The organism is Novosphingobium sp. BF6 (assembly GCF_058273105.1).
In genome coordinates, this window is the sequence record NZ_CM177775.1 from 251,315 (window position 1) to 271,139 (window position 19,825).

Here is a 19,825-nt window from a genome sequence, read left to right on the forward strand (position 1 = left end):
ATACAAGCGCACTTTGAGGCACGCCTGCGTTGTCCTGAAAGAAGTATAAGGAGCAGTTTCTTGAACTGGCAACAGACCCTCAACTCACGCGGTTGGAAGGTTCCCTTCGTCAACAAGTCGCTGTTCCAGATCGGCAAGGAGCTTCGCCCCAAGATCGACCGCGTCATCATGCGGAATTCGCTGATTCCCGACGCTGCGGTCCAGGACAAGGCCTTCTTCCCCTGGATGGCCGAGCTTGAGAGCCAATGGGAAACCATTCGCGACGAAGCCGTGCGCATCCGGACGGAAGACATCCCTTCGCTCGGCGATCTTTCCTTCGACCATGGCCGGATTGCGGCGGATCGCCGCTGGCGCGCCTTCTTCCTGAAGGGCTACGGCTATCGCCTTCAGAAGAACGCTTCGCGCGCGCCGTTCACGGCTGCGGCCATCGAGAAGATTCCAGGACTGGTGACGGCCAACTTCTCCGTCCTCGAAGCCGGCGGCCATATTCCGCGCCATTGGGGCATGACCAAGGGCATGCTCACCTATCACCTCGCCTTGAAGGCTCCCAAGGAGCGGGAAAAGTGCCGCATGCACGTCGAGGGTGACGACAAGCTGCACGTCCTGACCTGGGAACCCGGCCAGTCCTTCCTGTTCGACGACATGTTCAACCACGAAGTCTGGAACGAGACGGACGAGGACCGCTATATCCTGCTCATCCAGATCAAGCGCCCCTGCCGCTGGCTGGGCACCCTGATCCAGAACACCTTCCTGTTCGGCGTGCGCCATTCGCGCTTCGTGAAGGACATAACCAAGGCCATCGAGCGCGCAGGCAACAACCCGGCCCCCCAGCCGAACGAAGCTTGAGCGTCATCCTGGCGGGAATCCGCTAACGCAGATACTTGCGGGTGGAAGGCTTCCCTTCGGGCGCGCCTTCAATCCAAGGGACTGACCGGGCCCTCCGATGTCGCCCGCGGCGCTCGCCCGGCACCCCCTACTTGGCCGGAGCTATAAAAAGTGCGCGCACGGGTGCGCAGCCGGATGGACTTGTGCGTCTATCCGCACGCTTTCCGTGCCCGCCGAATTCGCTCTTGAGATGGCGTTCCAAAAAAGCGGCTTGTTACGCAATATCAGAGTTTTCCCATCTATATAAAAGTTAACACCCCATTCGGCACGTCGATACGAATGCCTGTGGTCGTGCACGAGAGACACCTCCCCGTCTCGCCCGGCGCCCTTCCGGCATCGGGGTGATTACCTACATGATGACAGGACTGAATATCGATGTTGAAGCGCCTCGCGGCCGGCGGGACGATCCTGATGATCGCGCTGGAAATCCCGTCGTCGTCCTATGCCCAGACCGCGTCGCAGATCACCCCGCCCAGCTTCGCACGGCTTCCAGCACGTATACCACGGCGCTCATTCCAACGTTTGGCGGTACCCTCGAAGGCCTCGGCCATACCATTTCGAACCTCCGCATTGCGCGCAAGGCCGATTACACCGCGCTAATCGGAAATCTGACGAACACGGGAACGATCCGCGACATCGCGCTGACCGGCGTATCGATTTCCGGCGGCGGCTATGCGGGCGGGCTTGCCGGTTACAATGCCGGTGTGATCACCAATGCCTCGGTGAGCGGCTCGATCACCAGCTCGGCCAACAATGCCGGTGGCCTGGTGGGATACAACGGGGCCGGTCTCGTCACCAACGTCTACGCGGCGGGCTCCGTGAAGGGCAACGGCAATATCGGCGGCGTGGTGGGCTGGGCGCAGAACGGCCTTGTCAGCAACGCCTATTCCACCGCCGCCCTGACCGGCAACAGCGCGGTAGGCGGCATCGTCGGCACCAACAACGGCTCCATCATAAGCACTTACGCGACGGGGGCGATCAACGGCACGTCCGGAATCGGCGGCGGCCTAGTCGGCAGCAACGGCGGCACCGTCCAGTCGAGCTACTGGGATATCGGCACCACCGGACGTTCGACCAGTTCCGGCGGCGGCACCGGCCTTACGACCGCGCAGCTCCAGTCGGGCGCGGCATCGGGCCTCGGCTCCGCCTTCGCGGGCGGCGCGAACGGCCTCTACCCCTATCTCGCCAGCTTCTTCCCGAACGGCGTGCAGGTGATTTCCGGCACCGCCTATACGAATAGCGGCGCGGGCGCCGCCAATGCCATCGTCAACCTCTACAGCGGCGACTCACTGCTGGCGGGCGGCACGCTGGCGACCGCGGCCAACGGCTACTACTACACCATCCTGCCCGTCGGCACGCTCGTCGACGGCGGCAGCATCGGCCAGACCCTGACGCTCGGCGGCGCCTCCCTCGTGAGCGGGGTCGACTACCGGGACGGTCTCGCGCTCGACGGCCAGGGCAATCTCGGCGGCCTGTCCGTCCGCTCCGGCCTGATGAACCTGACCACCAGCCGGCCCCTGATCTCCGATCTGGCGACAGGGGTGCAGTCCACCATGGGCCCCCTCTCCTCGCTCGATCCGGACATGTCCACGACGATCAACGCGACGGGGAGTTTCGCCTTCGACGTCAGCTTCGCCAGCCTCTCCGGCACGAACGATCTCACGGTGAACACGGGCGGGGACCTCGAACTTCAGGCCGGCACCAGCCTGACGGGCCGCAACATCACGCTGAACGCAGGCGGCAACTTCGTAAATCTTGCCGGAGCCTCGGCCCTGAACGCCAGCAACCGCTGGCTGGTCTATCTGCCCGATGCGCTGGGCAACACCTATGGCAACCTCGACAGCCAGAACACCGCGATCTGGGCAACCGCCCGCGGCTCGGCCATTTCGGCAGGCGGCAATCGCTATGTCTTCACCGAAAACGCAGGAACCCTGGTGCTGACGCCCGAAAGCACGAGCAAGGTCTATGGCGATAGCGGTAATCCATACGGCGGCATTTTCTCGGTAAGCGGCCTGCGCCAAGCCGTTGGCGGTGCCTATCTGGGCGATGGAATCGATAGCTGGACCGGCACCGCCGTCTTCAACAGCAGCGGATTGGCCGCTACCGCCAATGTCGGCACGTATGCGATCACTCTTTCCGGGATCACCGGCACCAACGGCTACGTCGTGGACAACTCGGCCACCGGCACGCTGACCGTCACCCCGCGCGACCTCGCCATTATCGCCAGCGGGGGCTCGCGCACCTACGGCGATGTCAATCCGGCCCTCACTTATGCGATCGTCAGCGGCAGTCTCGTCAATGGCGATACGCTGAGCGGCACGCTTGCCACGAGCGCGAACGCCACCAGCAGTGTCGGCGCCTATACCATCACCCAGGGCACGCTCTCGGCAGGCTCCAACTATGCCGTGACCTTCACCGGAGCCGACCTCACCGTCACACCGCGTAGCCTCACCGTGACGGCAGACGCGCTCTCGCGTCTCTATGGCAAGGCCAACCCGGCCCTGACCTATACGCTCGGTGGCAACGGCCTCGTCGGCGGCGATACGCTGAGCGGCGCGCTCGCCACCGGTGCGACCGCCGCCAGCAACGTCGGCAGTTACGCCATCGGCCAGGGCACTCTGGCGGCAGGCTCCAACTATGCCGTGACCTTCACCGGCGCCGACCTCACCGTCACACCACGTAGCCTCATGGTTACGGCGGACGCGCTCTCGCGTCTTTATGGCAAGGCCAACCCGGCGCTTACCTACACGCTCGGCGGCGACGGCCTCGTGGGTAGCGATGCCCTGAGCGGCACGCTCACCACCGGTGCGACCGCAACCAGCAATGTCGGCAGCTACGCCATCGGACAGGGCACCCTCTCGGCTGGCGGCAACTATTCGCTGACCTTCACCGGTGCCGATCTCACCGTCACCCCGCGCAGCCTCACCGTCGCGGCCGATTCACTCTCGCGGCTTTACGGCAATGCCAACCCGACCCTGACCTATAGGCTCGGCGGCGACGGCCTCGTCGGCGGCGATACGCTGAGCGGAGCGCTCGCCACCGAAGCGAACGAAAACAGCGACGTCGGCAGCTATGCCATTGGCCAGGGCACGCTCTCGGCAGGCGGAAACTACACCATCGCCTATGACGGAGCAGAACTCGCGGTCACGCCGCGATCCCCGGGCAGCACGGCAGGCAACCTCCTGCCCTACATCTTTACGCCCAACTTGCGCCCGGCGACCAATCTGGTCACGCTCAGCACCGCAAAGGGAGGCGGATCGGACGCAGGGACTGCGCTGGTTTCCTGCCAGATGCAGGGCGGAGCAACTTGCTCAGGCAACTGATCGAAAAGGGAATGCCCTGCATTCCCTTCCTTTTCCCCGCAAGGCGCCTGCCGACCGCCGGGTGGCAGGGCCGTGGCTTCGCCTTGCCGCAGCACAGGCGCCACCTTTCGATAGGGAGCACTTGGATAAAGCGGAGTAACCCTCTTGGCCGCAAGCATTAATCGCTCACCTCAGGTGTAAGTACGCGCAAGAACCGGGGAAGGCGATATACCGAACGACGATGGATCGGCTCGCCGCGCTGGGACACGACGATGTCGGCAAGGGGGAGGACCGAACGGCGATGACAACTCACCGCTTCCAGCAGGAAATTGAAAGTGTCGTGGCCGAACCCGCAGCACGGTCCGTCCATTCCGAACGGAAGCGTGCCGCATTGGTGCTACCGGGCTTGGGCGCCGGTGGAGCGGAGCGCATCGTCAATATCATTGCGGATCTTCTCGACGAGCGCGGCTGGGAGATGTCCGTGATCAGCTTCGACGAAGCCGACAGCGCATCCTACTATCGATACCCCGCCGGGGTGGAGGTGATACGACTCGACCTTCCGCCGGCGCGCCAGTCGGTTCCGGCCAGAAGCATCTCCGCGATCCGGCGCGCCGTCCGGCTTCGAAAGGCACTCGACAAAGCCGCGCCCGACGTCGTGGTCAGCTTCCTGACGCGTACCAACATCCTTGCGCTCATCGCGGGACTGGGAAGGCGGACACCGATCATCGTTTCGGAACGCAACAATCCCCAGAAGCAGTCGGTCGGCCCGTTGTGGTCCTGGCTGCGAGCGCGCCTCTATCCGCGTGCATTCGGACTTGTGACAATGACGCAGGGCGCGATGGATTGTTTTCCGCCTGCCATGCGCCGACGCCAATGGGTCATTCCCAATCCGGTGCTGTGCTTCGAACGCGGCGACACGCCTGCGACGAAGACCAAATGGATTACCGCCGTGGGCAGACTTGTGCACCAGAAGGGTTTCGACTTGCTCCTGCAAGCCTTCGCAACGCTGGCCGGGGAGTTTCCGGAGTGGAATCTGGTCATCTGGGGCACCGGTCCGGAACGCTCCAAGCTGGAAGACATGGCGTCTCGGCTCGGCCTGCACGCACGCGTGCGTTTCGCCGGTGTCAGCGAAAGTCCGGGAGGTTGGGTCGAAAACTCCGACATTTTCGTGATGAGTTCGCGATACGAAGGCTGGGGAAATGCCCTGGCCGAGGCACTTGCCGCCGGAATTCCATCGATTTCCTTCAACTGCAACTGGGGGCCGGGAGAACTGATTCAGCAGAGCGTCAATGGATTGCTCGTGCCTCCGGAAGATGTCGATGCCCTGACCGGAAAAATGCGCGAGCTGATGCACGATCCCGAACTGCGCCGCCGCCTCGGCAGCAATGCAAGAAGCATTGCCGATTCATTTTCCACCTCCCGCGTCGTCGATGCGTGGGAGAAGGTGATGGTGGAAGCGCTGAGTAGCCGTACCGCCCCCGCAGTACGCCGCAAAACGGATGCCCGTGGGAAGCACGGTGAAATCTGCCGCGAATCAATGCACTTCCTCGTCACGGATGCGCATTGATCGCTCTTCGACTTTAAGATGCCAGCCGTGCGGCGTAAAAATGATCGACGTAGAATTCAATTCTGACATCGATCATTTTCGCCATTTTTCAGGAAAAGCTCATCTTACGGATCCCGGAACATCGGCGCGGCTCCCCCCGCTCCGTCAGAACGCCAGCCTGACACCTGCCGTGCCCTTGAGGCTGTAGCTGTCCCCGAACTGCCGCAGCGACGCGCCGCCCGAGGCCTGGGCGTAAAGCGACAGCCTGTCGGTCAGACCCAGCGTACCGCCCAGTGCCACTTCGCCCCAGAGCCGGTCGCCCGCCTTGGCGATGCCGGTTCCGGAGACGTCGACGCGGGTGCCGTCCAGCCATTCGTAGGACAGGTTGACCAGCGCATAGACGTGGCTGCTGCGCGCCGTGCTGCCGCTCTCCCAGTTCGAGCGATGGTCGATCGAGATTCCCCAGCGCGACTTCAGGCTGTCTCCCCGATCCGACGAGACTCGAGCACCCGAGGGATCGGTGAAGCTGTCGAACGACACGTTCTGATAGGCCATCTGGATCTGCGGCGTGAGCGTCAGGCCCTTGCCGATCACCGAGCTTTTCCCGACTTCGAGGCTGAAGGCTTGGCCCGTGCCGTGATTGTCGTCCGCGAGAGTGCCGAGCGACACCGACTTCAGCTTGCTGTCAAACCAGCTGAACTGGGCCTGGCCGTCGGCATAGAAGCCGTCCGCCGCGAACCAGGTCAGGCTCGCGCCGAGGCCGTAGCCTCTAGTGTCGATCGTACCGCTGCCGAACCGCGAGCGGACGGCGGCGTCGGCCTCGCCGTAATGGGCAGTGAGGCCCGCGACGAAGACCGAATCCTTGCCTTCGCTCAACGTGTGATCGAAGCCGATCTGCGCTTTCCAGCTGTCGATGTCCGTGTCCGCACCGGTTGTCGAGAAGCGGCCGCTCGGGCGCTGGCGGGTGCTTTCCATCCGGCCCCAGATGCCGGTCGGAACCCCGGTCGGGGACTGTGCCCACTGGCGATTGCCGACGCGCTCCTGCATCGTCGCGACGCCGTTCAGCGCCTGAAGCGTCTGGCCGTAGCTCTCGTAGATCGGCACGCCGGGCTGATAGAGCGGTCCTTGCGGGTTTCCGGCGCTGTCGAGCAGCGCGGAGCGGAGATACCAGTCGCCGTCGGCCGGGGTCGAAGTCCCGCCCTGATAGAGCCGGTAGCCATAGGCCCCGGCGATCACCGCCTGCTCGCCCTCGAACACATAGTCGCCCTTGAGCGTGAAGGTGCCGGCAGACGTGCCCGCGACATCGACGATCCTGATGCCCTCGACCGTCTGCGCGCCGAGGCCGCCGCGATTGAGGACGTTGACCTGGGTCGTGCCCGAGGTCGCACCGTTCACCACGAGGAGGTCGCTGCGCGAGGCATCGCCGCCGAGTTCGACCTCGATTTCCAGCACGCCGCCGGCGCCCTGATAATCGCCATCGACCGTGAACGTGCCGATCGAAGAGCCCGGCGCCACCACGCCGCCTGCGCGGTTGATGAGCGCTGCGGCGTGCCCCCGTCCTTCGAGACGTCCGCCCGACTGCACATCGACGGTGCCCCCGAGCACGCCGTCAAGCGCCAGCGTACCGGCCGAGACGGTGGTGAGGCCGGCATAGCCGCTGCTATCGCCGGAGACGAGCAAGGTGCCCGCGCCCGCCTTGGTGAGCGCTCCGGTGCCCGAGAACAGGCCCGCGAACGTGAAGACGCTATCCGCCGCCGTTGCGATCGTGCCGCCACCGGAGAGGATTACCTCGCGCTGGCTGGTCAGATCGGCACCGGTCGCAAGCGTGCCGCCGTCCAGCGTCACCGCGCCCGAGGCGGCGCCGAGGTTGGCATCGGCGGAGACCTGCACGGTGCCGCCGTTGATCAGCGTGCTGCCGGTATAGGTATTGGCACCGTTCAGAACGAGCGTACCGGCGTCGCTCTTCACCAATTGCGTGTCGCCGGTCAGTACCGCGTCGATCGTTGCGGTGAAGGCGGCCCCGCCCGTGCTGCCGTCGCCGACGCGGATGGTCGCGGTCGGGCCGGTGAGTTCGAGAGCATCGCCGGTGATCGTGTAGCCGGTGGCGGCGAACTGCATGCCGCTGGCGGTGACCTGACCCAGGCTGTCGTCCACGGTGACCGTGCCCGGATTGCCCGCGAAGACCGCGAACCCACCGTCTTGATAGGCCGCGTTGACGCCGCCCGCAGTATCGGTCCAGTTGTCGTTGCCGCCGCCGTTCTGCCAGACACCGTTGCCGCCGTTGACCGCACCGTTGTTTTTAGGCCCGGCCGCGCCGTCCCAGAAATTGAGCGTCAGCCCGGCGGTGTTGACCAGATTGACCTGTCCGGTGATCGAGGTCTGCACCGTCACCTCGCTGCCGAGCGGCATGGCGCCGAGCGTCAGGCCGTTGTTGGTCAGGGCACCGGCATAGTTGAACACCCGGTAGACGCCGACATCGAAGGCGCCGCCCGCAGGGACCGTCACGTCTAGCGTGCCGTCGAGCGTGAGATCGCCGCCGACATTGACGAGATCGTTGAGCCCGCCGCCCGCGACATTGGCCTGACCGAATTCGTAGGCGAGCCGCGTGCCGGACGAGAGCGAGAGGTTGCCGCCGATCGTCAGCGTGCCCGGTGCACCCGCACCCGCACCCGGCGTGAGAGTCGCGCCGTCGGCCAGCGTCACATCGCCGCCGATCGTGCCACTGCCGCCAAGGCTGGCGCCCGACGCGACCGTGGTGAGGCCCCTCGCCGCAGCATAGTTGCCGTTCACCAGCAGCGCTCCGGCCTGTACCGTCATGCCGCTGCCGTGGCTGCCGGTGCCGCCGAGAACCAGCGTGCCGGTGCCGCTCTTGACGAGTCTGCCGCCCCCCGACGTAGTGCCGGTCAGCGTCAGCGTCGTGCCCGCGTCGGTGAGCAGCGTGCCGGTGCCGACCAGATCGACGGTTCGCGCCGAAGTCAGGTCGAGCGTGGTGTTGAGGGTGCCGCCACTGAAGCTCAGCCCGCCCGCCGCATCGCCGAGGTTGGCGTCGCTGGCGATACGCAGGGTGCCGCCTTCGATCGCCGTGCCGCCGGTATAGCTGTTGGCGCCGTTCAGCACGAGCGTGCCGCCATCGGTCTTGACCAGCGTGGCCGTGCCGGAGAGCGTATTGGCGATGGTTGCGGTATAGCCCGCACCGGCTGCCGTGCCGTCGCCGACGCGGAGGATCGCCTGCGCACCGGTCAACGTCAGTGCGTTCCCGGCGAGCGTGTAGCCGTCCACCGCGAACTGCATCCCCGCGCTCTGGACCGCACCGCCGCTGTTGTCGACGCTGACCACGCCGGGGGCACCGGCGAAGATCGCGAAGCTGTTCTGCGCGTAGTCGGCGTTCACCTGGCCTGCGGATTCGGTCCAGTTGTTGCTGCCGCCCGCGACCCGCCAGATGCCGTTGCCGCCGTCGATGGCGCCGTTGTTCTTGGGACCGGCCTGACCGTCCCAGAAGCTGAGGTCCAGCCCGGCGGTGTTCACCAGATTGACCTGCCCGGCGATCGCGGTCTGCACCGAGACCTCGCTGCCGAGGGGCATCGTGCCGAGCGCCAGCCCGTTGTCGGTCAGGGTGCCGCCATAGTTGAATACCCGATAGACGCCGCCGCCGAAGCTGCCGCCCGCCGAGATCGAGACATCGAGCGTCCCGTCCAGCACGAGGTCGCCGCCGACATTGACGAGGTCGTTGAGCGCGCCGCCCGCGACATTGGCCTCGCCGAACTCGAAGGCGAGTGTGGAGCCGCTGCCGAGCGCGAGATTGCCGTTGATCGTCAGCGTGCCGGGGCTGTTGCCCGGCGCCAGGGTGCCGCCGTCGGCCACCACGACGTCGCCGCCGATGATGCCGTGGCCGCCCAGCGTCGCGCCCGCAGCCACATCGACGAGGCCGGTGGCCGCCGACTGGTCGCCGTTGACGAAGAGGCTGCCTGCGCGGACGATCGTCTGGCCGGTGTAGTTCGAGGTGTCGTTGAGCGCGAGGTTGCCCGCGCCGTCCTTGACGAGATCGCCCGATCCCGTGACCGAGCCGTTCAGCGCCAGCGTCGTACCGGCATCGGTCAGGATGGTGCCTTGGCCGATCATCTCGACATCGCGGGCCGAAGCGATGCTCGCCGTGCTGTGCAGCGTGCCGCCGTCGAAGCTGATCCCGCCGGTCGCAGCGCCGAGATTCGCATCGCTCGCAATCCGGAGCGTGCCGACCTTGACCAGCGTGCCGCCGGTATAAGTGTTCGCACCGTTCAGCACGAGCGTGCCGAGATCGGTCTTCACCAGCTGGGTAGCGCCGGTCAGCGCGCTGTCGATCGTGGCGGTATAGCCGAGGCCTGCCGCCGTGCCGTCGCCCACACGGATCACCGACTGCGGGCCGACCAGAGCGATCGTGTCGCCACCGATCGTGTAGCCGTCGTTGGCGAACTGCATGCCGAGCGCCGTCACCGCGCCGAGGCTGTCGTCCACCGTGACCGTGCCGGGCGCTGCCGAGAAGATCGCGAAGGCGCCGTCGCTGAAGGCGGCGTTGATCGCGCCGGTGATCTCGCTCCAGTTGTTGTTGCCCGCACCGTTCTGCCAGACCCCGTCGCCGCCATCGACGACGCCGTTTGCCTTGGGTCCGGCGGCGCCGTCCCAGAAGTTCAGCGTGGTGCCGGTGGCATTGATCAGGTTGACCTGACCCGCCACCGAAGTCTGCACTTGTGCGAGCGTGCCTGCGGGCAGGGCGCCGAGGTCGAGGCCGTTGTCGGTCAGCGTGCCACCGTAGCTGATGACGCGGTAGAGGCCGACATCGAAGCTGCCGCCGGTCGAGACCGCAACGTCGATCGTGCCGTCCAGCACCAGATCGCCGCCGACCTCCGTGAGATCGTTGAGCGGGCCGCCGACCACATCGGACTGGCCGAAGTCGTAGACAAGCCGGGTGCCGGAAGAGAGGCCGAGGTTGCCGTTGATGGTGAGCGTGCCCGGTCCGGTCGCATCGCCGGGGGTCAGGATCGCGCCGTCCACCAGCGTCACATCGCCACCGATCGTGCCGACGCCGCCGAGCGTCGCGCCACTGGCGACGATGGTCAGGCCGGTGGCGGCGGTCTGGTCGCCGTTCACCAGCAGGGTCCCGGCGGCGACTTCCGTCGTACCCTTGTAGCTGTTGGTGCCGGTCAGGATCGTCGTGCCTGAACCGACCTGACGGATGACGCCCGTGCCGGAAATGAGGCCCGCGAACAGCACTTCATCGGCGCGGTTGAACGCGAGCGTCGCGTTCGTCACGACATCGCCCAGAATGCTGCCGGTGGTCCCGCCATTACCGAGCTGGAGCGTGCCCGCATCGATCAGCGTGCCGCCGGTGTAGGTATTGTCCGCCGTGAGGCTCGTCGTGCCGGAGCCGAGCTGGTCGAGCCTGCCGGTGCCGGAAACCGTACCGCCAAACTCGCTCGCGTCCGAGCGGTCGAATGCGAGGATGCCATGGTTCAGGACATCGCCAAGAAGACTGCCCGTCGTGCCGCCGTCCCCCAGGCGCAGCGTGCCCTGCGCGATCGTGGTGCCGCCCGTATAGGCATTGGCACTGGCCAGCACGAGCGTGCCCGCGCCGTCCTTGGTGAGCGCGCCGGAACCCGCGACGACGCCGTTCAGCGTCAGGGTGGCGCCTGCGTCGGTGAGAATGCTGCCCGCCGCTGCCAGCGTCACCGCGCGTCCAGAGGCGAAGCTGGCGCCGATGCCGAGCGCACCGCCGTTCAGGGTCAGGCCGCCTGCCGCATCGCCGAGGTTGGCGTCGGCGGAAACGCGCAAGGTGCCGCCGTTCACCAGCGTCCCGCCGGTGTAGCCGTTGATCCCGCCGAGCGTCAGCGTGCCGAGGTCGGTCTTGACCAGTTGCACGCCGCTGCCGGTGAGCGCGGCTTCGATCGTCGCGCCATAGCCTGCGCCTGCCGCCGTGCCGTCGCCGACGCGGATGACCGACTGGGCATTGACCAAAGCAAACGCATCGCCGGTGATGACATAGCCGTCGCTGGCGAACTGCATGCCGCCCGCGCGCACTGCGCCGAGGCTGCCGTCTACCGTGACCGTGCCGGGAGCAGCGGAGAAGATCGCCACCGCATCGTCGCTGAAGGCCGCGTTCACCGCGCCGGTCGGGTCGGTCCAGTTGTCATTGCCGCTGCCGTTCTGCCAGACGCCGCTGCCGCCGTTCACCGCCGCATCGAACTTCGGCCCGGCCGCGCCGTCCCAGAAGTTCAGCGTCGCGCCATTGGCGTTGATCAGGTTGACTTGTCCCGCAATCGCAGTCTGCACCGAGAGGTCCGCGGCATCGACGCCCGCGGGCAAAGTGCCGATCGCCAGGCCGCCGTCCGTCAGCGTGCCCGCATAGTTTAACACGCGGTAGAGGCCGATGTCGAAGCTGCCGCCGGGCGAGACCGCCACGTTGAGCGTGCCGTCCAGCTTCAGGTCGCCGCCGACGTTGACGACGTCGTTGAGCGCATCGCCCGGCGCGTTCGCCCGGCCGAACTCGAAGTTCATCACTGCATTCGCGGCAAGGTCGAGATTGCCGCCGATGGTCAGCGCGCCGACGCCACTGCTGCCCGGCGCCAGAACCGCGCCGTTGGCGATGGCGACATTGCCGCCGATCGTTCCGCTGCCGCCCAGCGTGCCTGCCGACACCGTGGTCAGGCTCGCGGCATCGCCCAGCGTACCGTCTACCAGCAGCGTGCCGCCGGACACGGTGGTCAAGCCGCTGAAGGCACTGCTGTCGCCGGTCAGGCGCGTGAGACCGGCCAGCTGGTTGATCGCGCCACTGCCCGAAATGGCGCTGGCGAAACCATAGTCCGGGTCGGTGTGGTTGAAGTTCAGACGGCCCGATCCGGGACCGAAGGCAATCGCTCCCTCGACGAAACCGGCAGCCGCGGCCGCGCTACCCTCGGCTCCGCCGATGTTTACGGTGCCGTTGGTTCCGGCATTGTCGTCGGCGATGACGATGCCGCCAGCGGCCGTGACGCGCCCGCCATCGGCGATGGTCAGGACACCGCTGCCGGAGACGTTCGACATCGACCCGACGACCAGTCCCTGCGTGGTCGACAGCGTGGAACCCGCCCCGGATACCAGGGCGCTGGCATCGACGGTGCCGATCTGCACGGAATCGAAGCTGGCGGCGCCGCCATCGAGGATCGAGAATTGTCCGGTGCGCTGCACCAATACACCGCCGCTCCAGCTGGAACCGGCACCGGTGACGGTGACGACGGGCGCGACGGTATTGCCTGCGAGAGCGCCGATCGCGTTCAACATGCCCGATTGCAACGTGCCGCCGTCGCTGATCGTCACGCTGGCGGTGTTGTTGGCGGCCTGGCTGGCGATCATCAGCGAACCGCTCAGATCGACCAGCGAACCGGCGCCGGAAATGGTGAGCTGCGCGTTGGCCGGCGATCCGGTGGCACGCAGCGCCAGGTTGGTTCCGGTCAGCGTGCCGCCGTTGTCGACGTCGATAATGGCGCTGCCGCTGGCCGACACGGCATTGATCGCGCTGGTCGCGAACGTCGAACCCGCGCCTGCGACGGTCAGCGTGCCGCGATTGATGGTGGTCGATGCGCCGGAACGGACGGTGTTGCCGCTGGCGATGCGCAGTTCGCTCTGGTCGACGATGCTGGTGCCGCCGCTCCAGCTGCTGATGCCGGTCAGGCTGATGACCCCACTGCGCGTCGTGACCGACCCGGTGCCGGTGATCGCGCCGCCGTAAGTGTAGCCGTCGGAGCGGTTGAAATTGAGCGCGCCGTTGTTGACGATATCGCCGCCGATCGAACCGCTGGTGCCGCCGTCGCCGATGCTGAGCGCGCCTGCGAGGATCGACGTGCCGCCGGTATGGGTGGCATTGCCGGTCAGGGTCAGCACACCGCCGCCCTGCTTGACGAGCGATCCGGTGCCGCTGATGTCTCCAGCGAAGGCGGTCGTATCGGAACGGTTGAACTGCAACTGGCCGTTGTTGACGACATCGCCTGCCAGCGTCCCGCTCGTGCCGCCGTTGCCGACGCTGAGCACGCCCGCCGAGATCGTGGTCCCGGCACTGTAGGCATGGTCGCCGGTCAGGGTCAGGGTGCCGGTGTTCTGCTTGGCGAGCGTCTCGAACCCGGCGATCTGGCCGCCGTCCAGCGTGCGGGCCACCGCATTGTCGACAATCAGCGAATCCGTGCCGGTTCCACCGTCGATCGTGCCGAGGATCACCCCGCCGTCGTTCAGGGTCAGCCGGTCGTTGCCCGCACCGAGGTTCAGCGCGCCGCTGCCGGTGTCGATCAGGCCTGCCAAGACCACGGCATCGGCGCCGTCGCCCAGATCGCCGTTCGCGCGCAGGACGCCGCCGACGTTCACGGTGATCGTGCTCGCGCCGCCATCGCCGGTCAGGGCCGAGGTCGTGCCCGCTGCCGCGCCTTCCACCGTACCGTTCACGGTCAGCGCGCCGTCGCCGTTCATCGCCAGGGTAGCGGTCTGCAGCGTGCCGCTGACCTGCAAGGTGCCGTGATCGACCCGCGCCGCGCCGATGCTGTTGACGGCGGTCAGCACCGTGGTGCCGCTACCGATCTGCGCGATCGCGCCGGGGCCGCTGATCGTGCCGGTGAAGTTGAAGGCGTCGCTGCGGTTGAACGACAGGGTCGAGCTGGCCTGTGTGACGTTGACATTGCCGGTGCCCGCGTTGCCGCTGGTGCCGCCGTTGCCGATCACGAGGTTGCCGTCGTTGATCACCGTGCTGCCGGTGAAGGTGTTGTTGCCGGTCAGGATCCAGGTGCCGCTGCCGTTCTTGGCCAGCGAGGTGACATTGGCGCCCTGGTTGCCAATCGTGGCGCCCATGATGTTGTTGCCGGCGTTGGTCCCGCCCAGCGAGACGACCCGCGCGCCGGTGCCGGTATAGGCCACCGCGCCGGTATTGTCGAACACTACCGCGCCGGTGCCGACCGACTCGATGGCGGTAGTGCCGACGCCAAGGGTGAACTGGCGGTCGGTCGTATCGCCGCTGCCGGTATAGCGCAGCGTGGCGCCGGTACCGATCACGAGGTTGGCCGCCGCGCTCGACGATTGGCCGATGCTGCTGGCGAGGCCCGCGTTGGCCAGCTTGTCCACGCCCAGCACGCCACCGGTGATGGAGGTGACGCCGGTATAGGTGTTCGCCTGGTTGGTCAGGATCCAGGTGCCGACGCCGGTCTTCGACAGCCCGGTCCTGCCGGTGCCGTTGTCGGTGATCCGCCCCGCCAGACGGTTGTCGGCGGTGCTGGTGCCGGTCAGTGTCACCGATTGGACGGTGTTGGGCGTCACGAAGGCAATGGAGCCGGTATTCGTGAAGACGAGCGCCCCGGTGCCCGAGGCATCGAGCGCGCTGGTCGCGCCCAGAGTGAAGAGCCGGTCGGTACTGTCGCCCGCGCCGAGATAGCGCAGCGTGCCGCCGCTCAGCACCAGATTGCCCGCGCCGCTGCCCGATGCGCCGATCGAGCTGTTCGCGCCGCCGTTCGCGAGGCACGTCACCTGAAGCACGCCCTGGCGGATCGTCGTGGTGCCGCTGTAGCTGCTGTCGCAGCCGCTCAGGATCTGGACGGCGCTGCCGTTCTTGACCAGATTGCCGGAACCGACGATCGACCCTGCAAAGGTATTGTTGCCGGTGTTCGAAACCGTCAACGTGGCGTTGGCATCGCCCAGATCGATGGTGCCGCCAGTCGTGCCGCCGCCCTGAAGCTGGAGGAAGGCGGCATCGAACCCGTTGAGATCGAACACCGCGCTCGCCACGTTGCCAACCACCAGGATGCCGGTAGCCTGATCGAAGCTGCCCGCCACGCCCGCCACGAGCCGACCGGCTTCTACGGCGGTTTGCCCCGCATAGCTGTTGTCACCGCTCAGGATCAGCGTGCCCTCGCCCCGTTTGACGAGGGCACCCGCACCGACGGCGGCGCCGGTGAAAGTCAGCGTCGTCGCGGCATCGGCCACCTGGATCACGCCTTGGCCGCTGGCGAGGGTGAAGCCGCGATCCGTGACCTGATCGGTCGCCACGGCGGTGTAGTTGAGGACGGCGCCGTTCTGGATCACCAGATTGGCGGCATCGCTGCTCGAAGCGCCGATCCCGCTGCTTTCGCCGCCATTGCGGATGCAGTCGGTGGAGAGCAAGGAGCCGCCGAGCGCGCCGGTCAGCGTGGTACCGCCGGTATAGCTGTTGCCGCAGCCGGTCATGATCTGCGTGCCGTTGGCATGGGTCACGCTGCCCGCACCGCTGATCGCGCCGAAGAAGCCCGGATCCCCGCTGTTGCCGCCGCCGATGGTCAGCACGGTGCCCGCGAGCGCCCCCAGCGTCACGTTGCCGCCGCCGTTGAGTGCGCCGATCTGGTTATTGTTGTCGGCAAGGTCGAGCGTGCCGCCCGCGTTCACCGTCATCACCGAGCTGACGGCGCCGAACACGCCTGTCGTGCTGCCCGAGGCAAGGGCTGCTCCGGCGCGCAGCGTGCCCGCATTGACCACGGTGATGCCCGCATAACTGTTGGTGCCGGTCAGCACGAGCGTGCCGTCGCCGTACTTTTCCAGCCTGCCCGCGCCGACGATGGTGCCGCCGATGGTAAGGTCGGTCGCCACATTGCTCACGTCGATGCGCCCGGCGCCGCTCTCGATCGTGAAGCCGCGATCGATCGCCACGGTGCCGCCGGTATATTGCAGCGTGCCGCCGTTCAGCAGCACGAGATTGGCAGAATCGCTGCCGGACTTGCCGATGCTGCTGACCTGGCCGCCATCGGCCAGCGTCGAGGCGCCGAGCAGACCGTTCTCGACGCGAGTCACGCCGATGTAGTCGTTCGCGGCATTGGCCAGCGTCAGCGTGCCGCCGCCGGTCTTGGTGAGGCCCGCATCGTCCGGGCTGGTCACGAGGCCGGTGAAGGTGAGGTTCGCCGTGCCCGTAACTTCGAATATCCGCGAAGCACCGCCGTTGACCAGCGTGAAGCCGCGATCCGTCGTCGCCGTGCCGCCGATGTAGCTCAGCGTGCCGCTTTCCAGCACGAGGTTCGCGGCGTCGGCAGAGGAAGCACCGATGGCGCTGGCCGCACCGCCATTGCCGATGCTGGCAACGGTCAGCGTGCCGCCGCTCAGCGTGGTGGCGCCGGTATAGCTGTTGGCGGTGTTGTTCAGCGTGACCCGGCCCGTACCGGCCTTGGTAACGCCCACCGCGCCGCCGTTGTCGACGACTTGCGAAGAGACCAGGAAGTTGCCGCCGCCGTTGTGCAGAAAACCGAGCGTGCCGCCGCCGACCGCGCCGGTCAGCGAACCGCCGGTGATCTGCTTGCCGGTAGCGCCGGTCGAACTCGCGACGATGATGGTGCCGTCGACGCCCAGCGTCTGCCCGGCACCGATCGTGACGACGGAGTTCTGCGCGGCGGTATATTGCAGGCCGCCAAGCTGCCGGCTGCCGCTCACCGTGCCGGAATAGGCCGTGTCGGCCGCTCCGCCCGCATCGCTGACGACTTCGCCGCTCAGCCAGGTGACGGCGTCGTCCTTGTTCACGTAGGCGGCGAAGGCGCCGATCACGCCGCCCGAAACCTGGGCATAGTCCTTGCCGTTGACCGTCGCCCAGCCCAGCGTGCCGTCCGGATTGGCGGCCGTAAGGCTGCCCGAGGTGGGCAGCGTGAAGTCCATCAGACCGCCCGTGCTGTTCAGGGTGCCGAGATCGAGGTTCATCGTACCCCCGACGCCCGACGTCACGATGATCTTGTTCGTTCCCGCCGTGACGTTCAGCCCGGCGAAGGACTGGCCGTTGGTCTCCCCGGCGGCGCCGGTGACGGTGAGCGTGCCGCCCGCCATCGTCAGCGTCGAGGCGGGCGAAAGGATATCGTCGGTGGGGGACGAGACCGCCGAGAAGTCCAGTGCAATCGTGCCGCCCTGGATCGTCGTGCCGCCGGTATAAATGTTCTGCCCGGTCAGCGTCAGCGTACTCGTGCCGCGCTTCAACAGGCTGCCGCTGCCGGTGATGCTGCCGCCGTACGTCGAATTGCCGGCAGTGGCGAGGCCGCTGATCGTGAGCGTCGACGCGCCGGTCAAGGCCACGCTGCCGCCGGTGCCGGACAGCTGCGTCGCGCTCAGGTCGTAGCCGCCCAGATCGAGCGTGCCGCCATTGACGGCAATACTCGTCACCGTGCCGAAAGCGGAACTGCTGCCCGCCTGAAGCGTGCCGCCGTCGACCGCGATGGCCCCTGTCCGCGTGTTCGCGCCGGTGAGGCGCCACAGGCTGCTGCCGGTGCTGCCGAGCGCGCCGGTGCCCGAGATCACGCCGGAGAAGGTGTTCGTCCCGGCGTAGCTGCCGCCGAAGGTCAGAACGTCGGAGGCGATGCCACCGGCCAGGAAAGACGCCGGGCCGCTGAGCGAGAGCGCGCCGGTGCCGCTGTTCCAGATGTTCGTCGCGCCGTCGGTCAGCACGGTGCGATCGCTGCTACCGCCCGTGCCGGTATAGTTGAGCGTGCCCGCGCTCAGGTTGATCTGCGTTCCCGCGCCCAGTGCGCTGGCGACGCCGCCGTCGGCCAGCGAGGCGACATCGATCCGGCCGGTCTGAAGCGTGGCGAGGCCCGTGAAGGTATTGAGCCCGCTCACCGTGATCAGGCGCCCTGCTGCGGCGGAGAAGAGCACCGCATCGCCGCTGAGCACGCCGCTCAGGTTGAAATCGGCCTGTTCCGCAACGAAGCGCGCGGCACCGTTGATGACGAAGGTGCCCGTCAACGCAAGCGTGCCCGAACCACCGTTGACGAACGTGCCCGTGGTGTTGGCGTTGAATATCCAGTCGCGGTTCGATTGGTCGCCGTCACCCACGTAGTTGAGATTGTCGGTGTACTGGCTGCTCTGGTTCCAGATGATCGTGCCGTTCGCCACTGTCGTCGGCGCACCGAGCGAGCTGGCTTCGCCGAGATTACCGATCGAGGTGAACGCAGTGCTGCAAACGCCGTTGCACGCGCTGAAACGCGTCACCCCGTCATAGGTGTTCGCATCGTTGCTCATCGTGAGGCCGGTGGCCACGTTCACATTGCCGGTTCCGGAAATCAGCGCCGCCCCTGCCCCCGCGCCGCTGAGGTTGAGCGTGCCGCCGGTACCGATCGCGATCGAACGGTTCGTCGTGCCCGAGGCGAGGCCGAAGCCGACGGTCGCTCCGGCCGCCGTGGTGATGGTATTGGACGCCGCGCCCAGCGCCGCATCGCTGGCGGCGGTCAGCGTACCAGCGTTGATCGTGATGCCGCCGCTGAACGTATTGGCGCCGCCCAGTGTCAGAGCCGCGCCGCCCGTCTTGACGAGCCCCGCCGTACCCGCGAGCACCGAGTTGATCGTGGCGCCGGTCGTGGTCGTGATCGTTGGATTTGCACCGGCCAGGGTCAGCGTGTTGCCGCTCAGCACCCACCCCCCGACCGACTGGAACGTGAGGTTATGCGCGGTGATCGGCTGCGTCAGCGCAACGGTGCCGGAGGTGCTGGAGACACCGGCTGCGGAGACGCCGAAGATCGCATTGTCCGGATTGGCGAGATTGTTGTTCCATGCCACGAACGGCCCGAGCACGTCGCTGTTCGACTGACTCCAGAGCGCACCGGTGACATTCCAGTTGCCGCTGCCGCCGCTGCCCACCGCCGATGCGTTCGCGTCCCAATAGAGATCGTCGGCACGGGCAGGCGAAGACAGGGCCAGGAACGCCACCGCCGTGAGCGAGGAACCGCCAAGGAACCGCTTCGCCCAATGCCCGCGAGCGGCCTTGCGCGCGCCATATTCGTTGCTCGATGCCATGATGACTTTCTGCTCCAGACGTGACAAATCGCCGCCGGACCGGCGCGGCCCGCGGAAAAACAGGTTGAATTTCTTGAAAAGGAAGGTGTCAGTTACGCCGCATGGCGAGGCAGACACGCATTTGTCTGCCCGTTACTTGCGCTCTTTTCTTCCGGCGGCATTCGATTTCCTTCCTTCAACCCCGCCGCCCCCGGACAGTCTGCACCGCCGGTTCCCGCGCTGTCGGATCGCCTTTGCCGTCGGTGTCCTCCCGTCCTGACCGGACGAGCCTGACATTCGATTGCACCGCGCATCCCTGCAATGACACGTCTGTGCAAGA

4 protein-coding genes are annotated in these 19,825 nt (G+C 66.7%); 3 read left to right on the forward strand and 1 reads right to left on the reverse strand.

Annotated features, from left to right (window positions below; genetic code table 11):
• Positions 1 to 60 precede the first annotated feature (60 nt).
• The 3 genes from AC4D6D_RS01345 (at position 61) to AC4D6D_RS01355 (ending at position 5,754) form a co-directional block, all read left to right on the forward strand.
• Positions 61 to 846 carry an aspartyl/asparaginyl beta-hydroxylase domain-containing protein gene (locus AC4D6D_RS01345; protein WP_491326203.1) on the forward strand — a complete coding sequence of 262 codons (786 nt, stop codon included), beginning with the start codon at positions 61 to 63 and terminating at the stop codon, positions 844 to 846.
• A gap of 392 nt (positions 847 to 1,238) precedes the next feature.
• On the forward strand, positions 1,239 to 4,208 hold the full coding sequence (locus AC4D6D_RS01350) for a beta strand repeat-containing protein (RefSeq protein WP_491326204.1): 2,970 nt from the start codon (positions 1,239 to 1,241) through the stop codon (positions 4,206 to 4,208).
• A 220-nt stretch (positions 4,209 to 4,428) separates the two neighbouring features.
• On the forward strand, positions 4,429 to 5,754 hold the full coding sequence (locus AC4D6D_RS01355; RefSeq protein ID WP_491326205.1) for a glycosyltransferase family 4 protein: 1,326 nt from the start codon (positions 4,429 to 4,431) through the stop codon (positions 5,752 to 5,754).
• 144 nt (positions 5,755 to 5,898) lie between these two features.
• On the opposite strand, the gene AC4D6D_RS01360 is transcribed toward AC4D6D_RS01355, so the two are convergent.
• Positions 5,899 to 19,506, reverse strand: coding sequence for an autotransporter-associated beta strand repeat-containing protein (locus AC4D6D_RS01360; protein ID WP_491326206.1), 13,608 nt, complete (start codon positions 19,504 to 19,506; stop codon positions 5,899 to 5,901).
• Between the last annotated feature and the right edge of the window lie 319 nt (positions 19,507 to 19,825).

Bases quoted from the DNA above. Each gene is read 5' to 3' on its own strand.
- AC4D6D_RS01350 (WP_491326204.1), top strand. From the start codon at position 1,239: ATGATGACAGGACTGAATATCGATGTTGAAGCGCCTCGCGGCCGGCGG.
- AC4D6D_RS01355 (WP_491326205.1), top strand. From the start codon at position 4,429: ATGGATCGGCTCGCCGCGCTGGGACACGACGATGTCGGCAAGGGGGAG.
- AC4D6D_RS01360 (WP_491326206.1), bottom strand. From the start codon at position 19,506: ATGGCATCGAGCAACGAATATGGCGCGCGCAAGGCCGCTCGCGGGCAT.